This is a genomic window from Marispirochaeta aestuarii (assembly GCF_002087085.1).
Lineage (GTDB): Bacteria > Spirochaetota > Spirochaetia > JC444 > Marispirochaetaceae > Marispirochaeta > Marispirochaeta aestuarii.
The window spans coordinates 175303-190557 of sequence record NZ_MWQY01000009.1; the positions used below are offsets into that span (position 1 = coordinate 175303).

General features: G+C 50.8%; 12 protein-coding genes. 1 reads left to right on the forward strand and 11 read right to left on the reverse strand.

The genetic code is table 11. From position 1 onward, the window contains the following. Positions 1-84 precede the first annotated feature (84 nt). From B4O97_RS09770 to B4O97_RS09810, 9 genes are all read right to left on the reverse strand, one after another. The gene (locus B4O97_RS09770) at positions 85-1428 is read right to left on the reverse strand and encodes a GntP family permease (protein WP_083050431.1); all 1344 of its coding nucleotides are present in this window, start codon (positions 1426-1428) and stop codon (positions 85-87) included. Positions 1429-1511: 83 nt separating this feature from the next. Continuing rightward, entirely contained in the window at positions 1512-2609 is a 1098-nt protein-coding gene (locus tag B4O97_RS09775) for a 2-hydroxyacid dehydrogenase (protein WP_083050432.1), read from the reverse strand. Positions 2610-2628: 19 nt separating this feature from the next. Next, positions 2629-3495 (reverse strand): MurR/RpiR family transcriptional regulator, encoded by an 867-nt coding sequence (locus tag B4O97_RS09780; RefSeq protein WP_083050434.1) that lies wholly within the window; start codon positions 3493-3495, stop codon positions 2629-2631. A 131-nt stretch (positions 3496-3626) separates the two neighbouring features. Beyond that, the gene (locus tag B4O97_RS09785) at positions 3627-4814 is read right to left on the reverse strand and encodes a sugar ABC transporter permease (protein WP_083050435.1); all 1188 of its coding nucleotides are present in this window, start codon (positions 4812-4814) and stop codon (positions 3627-3629) included. Positions 4815-4827: 13 nt separating this feature from the next. Then, a complete protein-coding gene (locus tag B4O97_RS09790) occupies positions 4828-6351 on the reverse strand; it encodes an ATP-binding cassette domain-containing protein (protein WP_083050437.1) in 1524 nt (507 codons plus the stop codon). 126 nt (positions 6352-6477) lie between these two features. After that, complete coding sequence (locus B4O97_RS09795) at positions 6478-7590, reverse strand: sugar ABC transporter substrate-binding protein (protein WP_083050439.1); 1113 nt, start codon at positions 7588-7590, stop codon at positions 6478-6480. A gap of 150 nt (positions 7591-7740) precedes the next feature. After that, positions 7741-9129 carry a sigma-54-dependent transcriptional regulator gene (locus B4O97_RS09800; protein ID WP_083050440.1) on the reverse strand — a complete coding sequence of 463 codons (1389 nt, stop codon included), beginning with the start codon at positions 9127-9129 and terminating at the stop codon, positions 7741-7743. Next, a complete protein-coding gene (locus B4O97_RS09805) occupies positions 9126-11219 on the reverse strand; it encodes a sensor histidine kinase (RefSeq protein WP_083050442.1) in 2094 nt (697 codons plus the stop codon). Before B4O97_RS09805 ends, B4O97_RS09800 begins: the two co-directional genes overlap by 4 nt. Continuing rightward, positions 11216-12442: an extracellular solute-binding protein gene (locus tag B4O97_RS09810; protein WP_083050443.1), complete on the reverse strand. Its 1227-nt coding sequence runs from the start codon at positions 12440-12442 to the stop codon at positions 11216-11218. The genes B4O97_RS09805 and B4O97_RS09810 overlap by 4 nt, the downstream gene beginning before the upstream one ends. 121 nt (positions 12443-12563) lie before the next feature. Here B4O97_RS09810 and B4O97_RS09815 point away from each other — a divergent pair, with 121 nt between their 5' ends. Further along, the gene (locus tag B4O97_RS09815; protein WP_083050445.1) at positions 12564-13328 is read left to right on the forward strand and encodes an SIR2 family NAD-dependent protein deacylase; all 765 of its coding nucleotides are present in this window, start codon (positions 12564-12566) and stop codon (positions 13326-13328) included. Positions 13329-13395: 67 nt separating this feature from the next. Here B4O97_RS09815 and B4O97_RS09820 read toward each other — a convergent pair whose 3' ends face one another. After that, positions 13396-14703, reverse strand: a complete 1308-nt coding sequence (locus tag B4O97_RS09820; RefSeq protein WP_083050446.1) for an MFS transporter — start codon at positions 14701-14703, stop codon at positions 13396-13398. Between the two features lie 48 nt (positions 14704-14751). Next, on the reverse strand, positions 14752-15192 hold the full coding sequence (locus tag B4O97_RS09825) for a DUF2721 domain-containing protein (RefSeq protein WP_233143007.1): 441 nt from the start codon (positions 15190-15192) through the stop codon (positions 14752-14754). Between the last annotated feature and the right edge of the window lie 63 nt (positions 15193-15255).

Sequence of the window (15255 nt, forward strand, 5' to 3'; positions counted from 1 at the left end):
TAGTATAGGTTTATAATGGGAAGCGGCCACGATCGGTCGCATTGGTTGGCGCCTTTACGGACCGATCGCGGCTTGCCTTTCCCGTTAAGCCAGTCCTGGAAGAATTCCGGAGAAAAGGCTTAATATCAGTATGATTACCAGTGCGGTTACACCGGCGATGGTGCCGCCCGCTGTCCACGACTTCAGCGTATCCTGTACACTGATGTTCGCGTATCTGGACACGACCCAGAAGCCGGAATCGTTGGGCAGTGAGAGACCGACCCCTCCGGCACAGATTGCGAGCCCCACAAGAATCGGAGATACTCCCATACTCGCGGCAACAGGCCCAAGTATGGTGGATGTCGTAACCAGCGCTACCGTTGTGGAACCGAGAGAAGAGCGGAGTATCTGGCTCAGAACAAATCCGAGTACTATCAGCGGCATATTCACATTCGTGAATATTTCCACCAGATAGTCCCCTATGCCCGTGCTCTTGATGACATTACCGAAGGAACCGCCGGCACCGGTTATCAGAAAAATCATACCCGCCGAACCGACAGCGGTAACAATAACTTCGTCGATGGACCGGGGAATGTATTTCTTGAGCGCCAGCATTGCAACAATCACGCCGATCAGGAGGGCGATATTCTTGTCGCCGATGAAACCGAAAAAGGTCAGTACGGGGCCATCACCCCTCAAAACCATTTTCATAATGCTGCCGAGAAGAATCAGAACGATTGGCAGGAGCAGAACGGAAATGGACAAACCTGCACTTGGCCTGTTGTCCGTATTCTTCAGCGCCACCTCTTCTTCCGGAATAACGTTGTTTTTGGCCCGCTTTCCCAGGAAAGTACCGAACAGGTATCCTCCGATAACCGCCGAAGGAATTGAGACAATCAGCGAATACAGCAGAAAGAGGCCAAAATCAGCTCCCATGTTTCCAGCCACGGCAATCGGACCCGGTGTCGGGATAACGATGGCATGGGTAACTATGAGACCTACTGCGAGGGCGGTAACATAGGTGATAAAGGGTATCCTGGTTCGCTGGGATAAACGCCGGATAAGAGGTTCAAAAATAACGAAAGCGGCATCAAAGAAGACGGGGATAGATACCAGGTACCCGGCAAAGTTGATTGCCAGGGGCGATCGTTTATCGCCGACTTTATTCACCAGGGTATGAGCAATCTGATCGGTGGCGTTGGCCTCGGCAAGTATCTGTCCGAGAACGATACCGAGACCGATAACAATACCTATCCCGGAAAGAGTCCCGCCAAATCCCGAAGCAAGCGTACCGCCTATCTGGTCAATGGGCATACCGACCAGAAACCCGGTCAGAACGCCGCTTAAAAGCAATACGATAAAAGGATTCATACGGAACGCCAGAATTGCCAACAGAACAAAGGCAATTGCCACAATAAAAATTACGAGCAATAAAGGGCCTGTAACCATTTATTATTCCTCCTTATATAATCTCAACAAAAGCACCTTTATACAGAACCTGTGCATTACCTCCTTCCATGTTTTTTTCTGGATTAGCTCTGTATACCGGTAAGCCATTGTTTGAATTCAGAATTTTCGAGAATCTGCGGATTTACAATAAAGCGGGGCTTCCTGCCTTCAAGAAGTTTCTGTATATCTTCCATAAGCAGCCCCGGAGAACTGGTCAATGCTTCTTTTGTCGTTCCGGCAATATGGGTGGTGAGGGTAATATTATCCAGTTCCACAAATTTATCTTTCTCAGGAAGCGGCTCAGTGGGAAATACATCAAGTGCCGCACCGGCTATTTTTTTTTCCTTCAGAACGGAGTAGAGGGCATCGTAGTCAACTAAGCCTGCACGTCCGGTGTTGATAAAATAGCTTTCCGGTTTCATCAGCGCGAATTCCTTACTGCCGATCATTCCCCTGTTCTCATCCGTCAGCCTGGCATGAACGGTGACAAAATCACTCTGCCTGAAAAGATCTTCCAGGCTTACCAGTTTCACTCCAAGTTCTCCGGCAATTTCCGGATTCACATAGGGATCGAAGGCCAGGATTTCAGTGTTGAAGCCTGAAAGCTTGCGGGCCACCAGCTGGCCGATATAGCCGAAACCGACAATTCCTATTGTCTTCTCCTTCAGCTGGGGGACCATATCGGAATTGGAAAATGTTTTTCTCCACTCTCCCTGTTTTATTGCCAGGTGGGCCCGGGCAATATTACGGGATTCAGATAGCATCAATCCTACTGCAAAATCACTGACGGCTTCCGCGTTTCTGCCCTGTACATTGAAAACAAGAATACCCCGGCGGTTTGCTTCTTCGAGATTCACGTTCTCCAGACCGGCACGGCAGACCCCGGCTATTCGGAGATCAGGCAGAGCCTCCATCAGTTTGGACGAAACAGGGACAAAGAGTCCCATGACAAGCTCTGCCTCCCGGTCTTCGGAACCAAGCATCTCAGGAACAATCTCGATCTCCGGTCCCTGTTTTTCAACTTCCAGTCTGCGAAACTGCAGCTTCTGCCAATCACTTTCCCAGTCGCCTGTTTTTACATCTTCAACATATTTTGCCAGGTAACGGTCAAAAGCGGGACGAAAATCCTTTCCCGGAATCATTGCGTCACCTATAATGCATGCTTTTTTTATCTTACCCATCGTTCTGTCTCCTTACTCTCTATCTTTTCTGACGGGCCACAGCTATCTGGGACCCGGCAATGGCTTCTATACCACGATTTCCCAGCTTGAAAGTCAGGACTATCGTCAATAAATCTATAATAACCAGCTGCAGGATTCTGGAGGTCATTGCATCCGGTCGGTAGTTCATCTCGTTTGTACTGCTCAAGAGCTGTATGCTGGTAAGCTCCGACAGGGTGGAATGGGGATAACTGGTAATCGCCAGGGACTCTCCTCCCTGCTCCAGCACCATCCGGCAGCAGTCCAGGAGCACTTCGCTCTCGCCTGAATGGGACACGAAAATAAAAAGGTCTCCCCTTTTTGCCTGCGCACTGTGTATCGCCATAATGTGGGGATCATGGCATACGGCGGCACTCAATCCGAGGCGGATAAGTTTATGAAAAAGATCTCCGGCAATATATGCCGAGGAACCGACTCCGAAAATAAAGAGTCGCGATGCATTCAGCACCTTCCCGGCGAAGGACTCCAGGTCCCGGTCAGAAATAAGACTCCTGATATCTTCAACTGCAGCTACCGTCGATGAGACAACCTTCTCTTTAATGCTTCCCACCGAATCATCGCTTTCGATATCCGACCAGGCATATTTGGGGGTTTCTTCCTGCAATCCCTGGGCAAGCTGCACGCGGAAGACCTGATAGGAAGCGAACCCGATCTTTCGCAGAAAGCGCATGATAGTGGTCTCGCTTGTGCCGCAGGTCGTAGCAAGATCGGTAATTGACAGGTACATCGCCCGGTCGCTGTTCTTCAGAACGTAATCGGCGATTTTACGCTGTACCTCGCTGAGGCTATGGTAATTCCTGCGTATGGATGAGGGAATATCGATGGCCTTGCGTTTTTCATTTTCCATAGTAGTAAATTATTTTCCCCTATTCTCTGATCGGCGTTTATTTCCTACCTTCAGTCTATCACAGTTCAGTTTTCTGTCAATAAAAAAAGCGCCTCCCCGAAGGAAGGCGCTGGAAAACAGGCAGGGAAATCTTATTTACTGCCGATTTTGCGGGTTGTCACGTCGAATATGACAGCCAGGGCAAGAACAGCACCCCGGACAATGTACTGAGCGGCGATATCAATTCCCATCAGGTTCATTCCCGATGTCAGGGAGGTATAGACTATTGCTCCGATCAGGGAACTGACAACCGAGCCTACACCTCCGGCGGCGGAAACACCACCGATATAGGCGGCTGCGATGGCATCGAGCTCAAAGAGCGTACCGGCGGTAGTAGTCGCAGATTGCAGCCTGGCGGCGAAGAGCATACCAGAAAGCCCGGAAAGCATACCCATGGAACCGAACACAATGAAGGTGATTTTCTTGACATTGATACCGGAAAGTTCAGCCGCCTCCGGATTTCCGCCCACAGCATAGATGTGACGTCCGAGAACGGTTTTTTTGGTAACAAAACTGTATATGGCAACCACCAGGAGCACGATAACCAGCGTCCAGGACATCCCGTTATAGCCCGCAAGGATCCACGTTACGATTGCAATTATTACGGACATGAATACCATCTGCCCGATAAAGAGATGACGGGATACGGTCTCGAAGCCATAGAAAATTTTGGCTTTGCGTGCTCGTATCTTTGTTACAACGTTGAATCCGATAAGGAGAAGGCCGATAATAAGTGTCAGCTTATGCACTTCCGGAAGAAAAACATCCGAGGCAAAGATATCCGGAATAAAACCGTTACCCATGGCATTAAAGGTTGCGTTGGGGATTATAATGGTGCCTGTCTTCAGGGTGGCAAGAAGCAGTGCGCCGCGATAGATAAGCCAGCCGGCCAGGGAGGCAACAAATGCCGGAATACCGAGCTGTGCCACCGGATAGGCGGTAATAAGCCCTGCGACAATACCGAGAACCAGGATCATGGGAATGACAATCCATATGGGCAGATGCCAGAAAACCATACCTATGGCGGCTATGGCCCCCAGAAACCCCGATAAAAACCCCACCGAGAGGTCTATATGCCGGATAACGATTACCAGGGTCACACCAATCGCCAGAACGGCAAGATAGCCCGTCTGATTGAGAAGATTCGATATATTCCTGGAGGATAAAAATATTCCGTCCGTGGCTACACCGAATATCAGAAAAATGATAAACAGGGCTATGTACATTCCGTAATCACGGATATTTCTTTTTAATTCAGTTTTCAGTTCATTGAGAATCATGAACTCCTCCTTCCTAGTTGGTTGCCAGATGCATTATTTTTTCCTGGGTCGCCTCTTCTACAGGAAGCTCCCCGGTTATCCGTCCTTCAGAGACGACATATATTCTATCGCTCATACCAAGAACCTCAGGCAGTTCGGAGGAGATCATAATAATGCTCATCCCCTCGGCAACCAGTTTGTTCATAATGGTATAGATCTCGTATTTCGCGCCAACATCTATTCCCCTGGTCGGTTCATCCAGGATCAGAACATGGGGTTTTACAAATAACCACTTGGCCACCTGGACCTTCTGCTGATTACCTCCGGAGAGCTTCATAACCTGCTGTTCGAGACTTGGGGTCTTGATGTTCAAAGCTTCCCGGTATTCCCCGGCTATCTTGACCTCTGCGTTATCATCCACAATGCTGTTCTTTGCCAGAGCCTTCAGGTTGGCCAGAGTGACATTCTGCTTAACGTCCTGGATCAACACCAGACCGTTCTTCTTACGGTCCTCCGACACATAGGCGATACCCGCCTTTATCGCGTCTTCGGGATGGGAAAAACGAACATTCTTCTTGTTCAGACTCATCTCGCCTTCCAGACGGTAATGATCCGGATTCCCGAAGATACTGCGGGCGAGTTCCGTTCGTCCGGACCCCATGAGGCCTGCAAATCCGATTATCTCTCCCTTTTTGACATTGAAGCTTACGTCCTTTAAATCATAACGTCCGGTTCTTGCATTGTAGGCTGTCCAGTCTCGAACCTCCAGAACGAGATCGTCTTCGACCTTGTGTTCACGTCGTGGAAATACGTTGTTTATTTCCCGGCCAACCATATGTTTGATCAGAACACCCTCCGAAACCTCACCGGCCTTGGCATCCAGGGTGCAGATAGTCTGTCCATCCCGAAGAACAGTCACGGTGTCGGCAATACGGATTACCTCTTTCAGTTTGTGACTGATCATGATGCTCGTTACACCCTGATTCTTTAAATCCTTGATCAGGTTCAGAAGATTATCGCAGTCGTCCTCGTTCAGGGCCGCTGTCGGCTCGTCGAGGATCAGGAGCCGCACATCCCGGCTGAGGGCCTTTGCGATCTCCACAAGCTGCTGCCGCCCCACCCCCAGATCCTTGACTTTGGTGTCCGGATTTATCTTGAGCCCGACTTTTTTAAGAGCCACTTCCGCCTGCTTTATGGTTTCGTTCCAGTTAACCAGGCCCCCTGAAGCCAGTTCGTGCCCCAGAAAAATGTTTTCATAGACCGTCATCTCCGGAACAAGAGCAAGCTCCTGATAGATAATGGCTATTCCTGTTTTCTCGCTGTCACTGATGTGTCGGAAGGTTTGTTCCTTCCCATCAAAAATGATAGATCCCTCATACGAACCATGGGGATGCACACCGCTGAGAACCTTCATAAGGGTCGATTTTCCGGCCCCGTTCTCCCCTACTAAACAGTGAATTTCACCTTCTTCAACTGCGAAGCTTACCCTGTCCAGGGCCCTGACCCCGGGAAAGGTCTTGGTAATCTCGCGCATTTCAAGGATCTTTTTTCCACCCATCTGATCCTCCTCTTTCTCAGAATATTATACCGTATCCCCATGAAAAGTGGCTGAATATTAAGAAGACAGGCGATGGTTTATGGCCATCGCCTGTACTTTCAACTTTAATTAATCAGCTCCAACCTATCACAGGCCGGTAAAATCGGAGGCCTTGTAGTAACCGCTGTCGATCAATACTTCTTTAAGGTTGTCTTGTGTAACTGTAATAACCTCGGATTGAATGGCAAGTACATCGGTGGCACCATTGTCATACACACCGTAGGCCAGAGGTTTCTTTCCTTCGAGAATGGCCACTGCGGCGCTGATAGCGTCTTTTACCAGGGTACGGACATCCTTGAAAACAGTCATGGACTGCTTGCCGTCGATTATGTACTGAATTGATGCCTTCTCTGCGTCCTGACCGGAAATGTAGTACTTTGTAACATCCGGATCAGCGGCAAATGCATCGGCGATTGCACGGGCGGTTCCGTCATTGGGAGCTGCTATAAATACCTCGCCCTTGGCATCGGGACCAACGGAAGTCAGGTTTGCCTCTGCGAGGTTTTTCGCAACGTTGAAATCCCAGTTGGTGGTAACCTGACCGATAATTTTGCCCATCTCTTCGCGGGTAAGGTTCTGTTTGCCGCTCAGGGCTACAGCCTCGGAAGAATTGCGGATAACAAAGGTACCGTCGGCAATCCTGGGCTGAAGAATATTCCAGGCTCCTTCGAAGAAGAGGAAGGCGTTGTTGTCCGTGGCAGCACCGGCATAGAGATACAGGTTGTTATTCTTGCCCTTGGCATTGTCCACCAGATACTGACCAAACTGTTCACCAACGGTAATACTGTCGAAGGTTACGTAGTAATCAACATTTGCAGTTCCGGTAATCAGGCGGTCGTAGGAGATAACACTCGCACCGGAGCGTTTCGCTTCGTCAGCGGCAGCGGCAGCGGCGGCACCGTCATGGGGACATATAATAAGGACCTTGATTCCCTTGGAAAGCAGGGCTTCCACATTCGCCCGTTCCCTGGCGGGGTCTCCCTGGCTGAAGAGGATCTCTACAGAATAGCCGGCCTTATCGAGGGCTTCCCTGAACCGGGCCTCATCCTGCAGCCATCGGGGTTCATCCTTGGTTGGCAGAACAATACCTACAGCCAGATCTGAATCACCCTTGGACTCCTTTTCACCTCCAGCAAAGAGAGTACCTCCCATTCCAAAAAGAACTGAGAGAATCAGCAAAAACAATACAATACGCTTCATGAAAACCTCCTTAGCGTTTACGTATACATAAGCAAACAGCGTGCCAGAACAGCAGAGGTTTTCAGAAGACGTTCTAATTCATTATAATATATGCAATTGCGAGTTCTGATCGGTAGTATCGGAAGTTCAGTGCCGCATTCCCCCCGGTGCTTATGAACCACCATGCGGTGGAAATGCACCAGGTTCGATACCGTATTTTTTCAGCCGGTAGCGCATGGTATTCCTGGAGACACCCAGACGCCGGGCAGCGGCACTTATATTGCCGTCACAGGCATCCAGGGCGGACAGGAGCACCTTTTTTTCCATTTCATGAAGGGTTCGTTCCTTTCCGGTGAGAAACTCCACCTCCCCGGCAGAATCGAATACAGGATAGGGCTCCCGGGTAATGTCTGCAGGCAGATCCTTGGCTTCGATCACGGAGCCGGAAGAAAGTACGACGCAGCGTTCAATTACATTCTTCAGCTCCCGGACATTTCCCGGCCAATGATAGGATTCCAGGGCCCGGAGGGCAGCATCCGTCAGATACCGCTCATCCAGTCCAAAATCCACAACAAAGGTATCGAGAAAATACTCAGCCAGGGGAGCAATATCTTCCCGGCGTTTTCGCAGGGGCGGCAGTTCCAGGTGAAAGGTATTAATGCGATAGAAAAGGTCCCGCCGGAATTTCCCCTCTTCAACCAGCTGCTCGAGGTTCCGGTTGGTGGCACATACAATACGGGTACGAATTTTTACCGGACGGTTCGATCCCAGGGGTTCGATGGTTTTGTTCTCCAGCATACGCAGAAGCTTGGGCTGGATGGAGAGGGGAAGATCACCAATCTCATCGAGAAAAAGGGTACCCCCCTCGGCCATACGAACCTTTCCTTCGAAATCGTCATCCGCTCCGGTAAAGGCCCCTTTCTTGTAGCCAAAAAGTTCCGACTCCAGAAGGCTCTCTGGAACCGCGGGGCAGTTTATACTGATAAACGGCAGATCCTCATCCCCCTGGTACACCGAATGAAGAGCACGGGCTACTACCTCCTTACCGCTGCCGCTCTCCCCGGTGAGCAGTACCGGCGAGGAGATACGCCCGATTTTTCGCAGAGTTTCGGCAATATCCCGCATAAGGGGAGAACGAAAGATAACCGTAAGCTCTTTCTGGTCGTCTCTGAGGGCAGTATTCTCCCTTTTAAGCTTGTCCAGCTGCCAGAGCCGGTTGACTGTGTGCAGAATGAGTTCCTTGTTGAAGGGCTTGGTAATAAAATCAACCGCTCCCATCTTCATGGCTTCCACCGCCCGTTCAATGGTTCCGTAGGCGGAGACCAGAACGAAGGGGAGCCAGGGTTTACGAAGCTTGATCTCCTCCAGAAGAGCGATGCCGTCCATTCCGGGCATTTTCAGATCCGAAACCACAAGATCAATCTCCTGATGCCTGTCAATCAGGTCAAGAGCCTGGATGCCATCCGCCGCTGTCAGAGTTGAATATCCGTGGGATTCAAACAGAATCTTCAGCACGGTCTGCATGTTCAATTCGTCGTCAACAATAAGAATGGTTTTCATGTCAAATCCTGGAGTACAACGGTAAAGGTGCTTCCCGTTCCGGGAGTCGAATCTACATAAATAGAACCGTTATGTTCCTGTACAATTCTATGGACAATGGACAGGCCGAGGCCCGTCCCCTTGTTTTTCATGGTGAAAAAGGGATTGAAGATATTCCGGAGCGTTTCCTGATCCATTCCACAGCCCTGATCACTGATGCTGATTTTCAGAGTCTCATCGCTGGAACCCACCTTAATAAGGACAACTCCTTCTTCGCTGGCCTCAAGGGCATTCTGAACAAGATTTCTGACCACCTGCTCCATAAGATCCTTGTCCAGATTGCGCAAGGGAATCCCGGAATCGATATCCACCTTAACGGCAACCCCTGGGTATTTATCCAGGGGCAACAGGGACAAAGCGGATCTTACAATATCTTCGATACTGCATTTGGCCCGGTTAATCTGCAGAGGCCGGGCAAAATCAAGAAAATTCTGGATTATATAGTTGAGACTGTCAATCTCGCTTACCAGCAATCTGGTTAGCTCCTTGTACTGTTCTGCATGTTTAAGCTGTTCCTTCCCAAAATTGTCCCGCAGGATCTCCGCGGAAACCTTCATGATGGCCAGGGGGTTCCGTATCTGATGAGCCACCCCGGCCACCATTTCTCCAATGGCGGCCAGACGCTGGGATACCAGCAGCTGCTCCTCCAACTTCTTTATCTGGGTAATATCCGAAATCACCGCAATAACCCCGAGCTCCTCTCCTGCTCCATCCGAGAAGGGCGAAGTCGAGACATTCAGAATTTCTTCACGGCCATCATAAATAAGCCGGCACTCCTTGAGGGTCACATACTCTCCCTGATGTATTCCCTGCCGAATGAGATCCTTTACCTCCTGGGGAAGTACCGCCATCTCCAGGTCAAGGGGAAGGCCGCTCTCGCCGTCCATATGAACCATGCTGCTGGCGGCGGCGTTACAGGCGTTGATCAGTCCGTCATGGCCGACGGTTATAATCCCCGACCGTACATTGTTGAGAATCAGTTCATTATAATTGGCTAGCGCCGTCAATTCCCGGTCCCGGTTCTGCAAATTTATACGCATCCTGTTAACAGACTCAACCAGATCGCCGAACTCATCCCCCGAGGTCTGCTGAATAGGATACGAAAAATCACCATTGCCGATCCGGGCTACCCCCTCCTGCAACGCTGTATAGGGCTGCAGAAAGGATTGCCGGTAAAAAAGAATACTCAGCATCAGCGCTATTGCCAGAACCAGCACGGTAAGGAAAATGGCGAGCCTGTTATAGTCCCTGATGTTCTTGCGGGACTCACCCATGTCAAGCAGACAGAGAAGACGACCGTGGGGAGTACCCAGACTCTCGATGGTTGAAACCCCAAGAAGATAATCACCCACACTAATCACATCCCGGGTGGTCATCGTATTGGCACGCCTGAGCATCCGGGACCACTCGCCATTACTCAACGTAAAGGCGTGGACGGCCCGGGCCGGGAACTGTACATAGGCGATGGAATTACTGTTGCGCTGCAGCCGGTCCATAAACTGATAATCCAGGGCAATCCTGGCTCCGATCATACCGATGACCTGTTCCTCCCGGACAATCTGAGCCACACTCCACAAGTACATTCCGGTGCCGTCATCATGCAGAAAACTCTGCAGCCCCTGTTTATATGCCCTGGCAACAATACCGATCAGGGCATCGTCGGGGGGCTTTTCGGTGGACTCGTCTACGGCCAGAAGGTTTCCCGCATCGACGAAAACGAAAATACCGTTAAGATCCAGGGCCCGATTGAAAAGGGAGAGCTCCCGCCGAAGGAGATTCCTGAGACGGAATTCCGCATACTCAATGACATTTTTCTGACCCGAAAGCAGGCTCACCTTGTTATTCAGATCATCCTGTACCTGCATCATGAAGGAATCGATATTCTCAATGGCTATAGACATCTGTCCACGAAAACTGTCGATGGTACTCCGGGATATAAGCATGTACATGCCTATCTGGGTGAGGATCCCCTGAAAAAGAACGATGGCAATAAAAGAGAGGGCCACCTTGGTGGAAATCTTTACCTTTCCCCGTTTTATAAAGGGAATCATAGACCGAGTTCCTCGATCTCGCTTTGGATAAACCTGAATGCATCCCTGACGGAGACATCTTCCTCAAGGGCAGAGTATACCCATTTTCTGATGATAGTCGAAATCTCCTGATATCGCGGGTGGACAGGCCGAACCTTTGCGCCCCGTACCTGGACCCGCTTTGCATCGAAATAGGGATCCCGCATTCGTGTCTCCGGCTCGGACCAGACCTGACGCCAGACGGGAAACTCATGCAGATAACGCCGCTGGAACTCGGGAGACGAAAGGTAAGAGATAAACCTCCAGGCCTCATCCTTCCGGGTGGACGACTTCATCACCGCAAGACCCTGAAAACCGGATACCGTTGCGCTGGCTCCCAGGGAATCAGAATACGGCAGGGTACTGACGGTAAAATCAAAAACCGGCGCTCCGCTTCCGCTTCCGGCGGCTTCCTCCAGCCTGCCGATAAGGAAGGTCCAGTTTGAAGTGAAAAGGGCGTCCCCCCAGGTGAAGACCTCCGCAGAGAACATCTCCCCCGCGTTGAGACTGTAGGGATTCAGAAGTCCCTCGTGCTTCAGATCGAGAAGGTATTCCAGGGCCATTCTGTTCTCGGGCCTGTCCAGAATCAGCTTGTCCCGGGAGGGATCCCAGGTATTGCCAAAGGCCCCTGAGAGCCAGACAAGTTCGCAAACCAGGACCTCCTCGGACCTCAGGGAATCAAATATGGGGTATTCGATAACTCCCTTCTCCCTGGCGACAGCAGCCATGTGACGCATCTCCTCCAGGGTGTCGGGGGGACGGTCAAAGCCCGCTCGGCGAAGGAGATCCATATTGGTATAGAGCATCTGGAAGTTGGCAAGAAACGGCACACCCCACAGTTCACCTTTGTACATATTGGCACTGTAGATTGGAGCAATCACACCGGCTTCCACACTCCTCCGCAGATCATCAGGTACAGGGTCAAGGATACCTCGGTCAACAAAATCAGCAGTCCAGATATTATCCAGAAGCACGACGTCAAAGGCGTCCCCCTCTCCCGTTCTTCCGGTTACCAGATCGTAGATATCCTCATATTCCTCAAATCGCAGGGTGACTTCAATTCCCGTTTCTTCGGTGAACTCCCTTCCCCGCTGTTCGACGTCCCGGGGATCATAACCGGCCTGGGCCATATAGATTACCCTCAGCGGATCGGCACTCAGCATGACAGAAAAAAGGAGCAAAGCGACGGGCACAGAAAGTCTCATAGATATCAAACTACACCAGCCCTCTGGAGATGACAAGTCTTAATATTTTTGATCCGGTAGATATCGTTTTCTGCAGAATCCTGTTTACCCGCCGAACAGGCTTCGATACAATGTCCCTGCCATGAATGAAGGAATCGTATTTGAACCCCATTTCATCGACCTGATGAAGAGTTCAACCAGAATACTGGTTGTAACGGGAGCAGGAATCAGCACCAGTGCCGGGATTATAGATTTTCGAAGCCCCGGAGGCCTCTACGAGGTGGCAGTCCATCGATACGAGCTTCCCTATCCTGAAGCAATTTTCGATATAAACTATTTTAAAAGAAATCCGGAACCCTTTTTCAAGCTCTCCGCCGAGCTTCTGCTGGCTGACATTGAGCCCTCTCTCTGTCACCGTTTTCTTGCGGCCCTGGAGACAAACGGACAGATACTCCATATCATTACTCAGAATATCGATATGCTCCATGAAAAAGCCGGTTCCCGGAATGTCGTCGAAGGTCACGGTTCCTACCGCAGCGGGCGCTGCATTTCATGCGAAGAGATTTATCAGTTCGACGATTTCTCCGCCGATCTGTTACGGGGAGAAGTCCCCCACTGTTCCATCTGCGGCGGGGTGATCAAACCTGATGTAGTATTCTTTGGAGAACTCCTGCCTGATAGTTTCATGAAGATATATCACAACAGGCCCCGGGCTGACCTTCTTCTTGTACTCGGAACATCCCTTACCGTACATCCCATTGCCGGCTTCGCCCTTGATTACGCCCCCCGCATTCCATCGGTCCTGGTAACCCGGGACCCCACTTCCTATGACAGGGATTTTGATTATGTCTTTTATTGTGCTCTGGATGATTTTGCCCGTGAATTGTGGGAGGTTCTGGATGTATAGGAAAAGAATTCTGAACTCATAGTGGATTTACTTCGGCAATGGAAAAAACCACACTGTCCCTAACCTGTTATTCTTTTAACATACGATCTTCCTTCGATTCCATCACGTCAGATAATTTTCCGTTTTTGCGGTTCCGTCTCCTGGGTCGTCTTAACATTCTGTAAGCCATTACCGTTGTCCTTGGCACAGTACGGTAGGTGGCCTTGGTTCCTCGAACCAGGAAGTCCGGAACCAGACGCAAACGAAAGAGTCCGAAGGGGATGTAGAGCCCCATTACAAAGGCTATAAAGAGATAGAGACCTCCGGGACCGAATTGAGCCATGAACTGGGACGCAATAAGCGGCCCGAGCATCGAACCCACTCCGTAGAAAACATAGAGGGCGCTGGCAGCTTCGATCATCTCGTTGTACTGCAGCTGGTCGTTAACCGTGGCGATGGCCAGCGGATAAAGGGGCATCATGAATCCCCCCAACAGGAATCCCAGAATTATGAGGTAAAAACCCATTCCGCCGGTGAAGATCAGTCCCAAAGCGGCGACAGTCCCCACGGTGCAGCTGATCAGCAATGCGAAGCGCCGGTCTTTGTGGTCCGAGACCCAGCCCAGGGGGAGCTGCAGTGCGATCGTTCCGGCAGCCACGATAAGGAGGAAGAGGCCTATCGCTCCGTCACTCAAGCCCCAGCTCTGAACGGCCCGGGGAGTGAGGGTTATATGGGCTCCAATGACCAGACCACTTATGATGACGCCGGTTGAACCCATGGGCGATTTACTGAATATACCGCCTAAACGGATGCCGATACTCGAGACTTGGGGATTGCCTTTCACCTGGGCCAGGCCGACCGGAAGAACACAAAGGGATATCAGGATCGAGGTGATTCCAAAGAGGCTGAACTCCCGGGGAGTGAAGACCGCCAGAAGAGGCTGGGCCACACCGTTGGCGGCCAGGAAGATGATCCCGTAGAGGGACAGGATACGGCCGCGGCTTTTAGTAGGGGCCGAGGAGTTCAACCAGCTCTCTACCACCACGAGCACAATGGATATACATACTCCGTGGACAACCCGGAATACAACCCACCAGCCCGGTGAGATAATCAGCACGTGGGCCAGAGAGGTAGCTGAGGCCATGGAAGAGAAGGCGGCAAAGGTGCGTACGTAGCCGACGTTTCTGATCATCAGCAGTGCGAGGAAGGATCCCGCCAGAATCCCGGCAAAATAGCCGGAACTGATTATTCCTATGGTCTGTTCGCTGAAACCCTCCAGGCCGGCCCGCAGGGAGACGGCCGTGGTCTGCAGAGCCGAACCAGAAGCTAAAAGAAAGACGCTGGCAAGGATAGCGCTAATCGTCGTGATGGATTTGCCGTTTTCAGTCTGCTCCATAATCTCGTGCTACCATACCCGGTCATGAAGATTCAAGCGTCGGGGGAATTATTCCTCCCGAATAGTCCCCTGCAGATCGGAGAGCTGAAGATTCAGGGCGGTAACGGACATGAAGAGCTCGCTTAACGAGAATACGAGGCTGATGATCATGGAAATAAGGCTCAAGGCGAAGACGATATCCCCGATGATTTCCAGGCCGAAGAAGAGCAGGAACATAGTTACCACACAGAGAAGTAAAGAAAGCACACCGAATATCTGCATTACCTTTATCAAAGATATCCTCCGCTGCAGGTTCCGGATTTGACCGATTACAATCCTCGCGCGGTCGGTCGAGTACTCCTGGTGCAGAGTTCGGATCAGGCTTGCCAAGGCCAGGAAGCGATTGGTATAGGCCAGTAACAGCAGCGAGAGTGCGGGAAAAAGAAGGGCCGGAGTCGTTAAATCCATACGATCATGGTACGGGAAACTCCGCTTTGAGGCAATGGTCATGAAACCTCGTAACCGTCAATTAAACCCCACCCCTGACAAGAAATCAGAGGGAAATATTCCAAG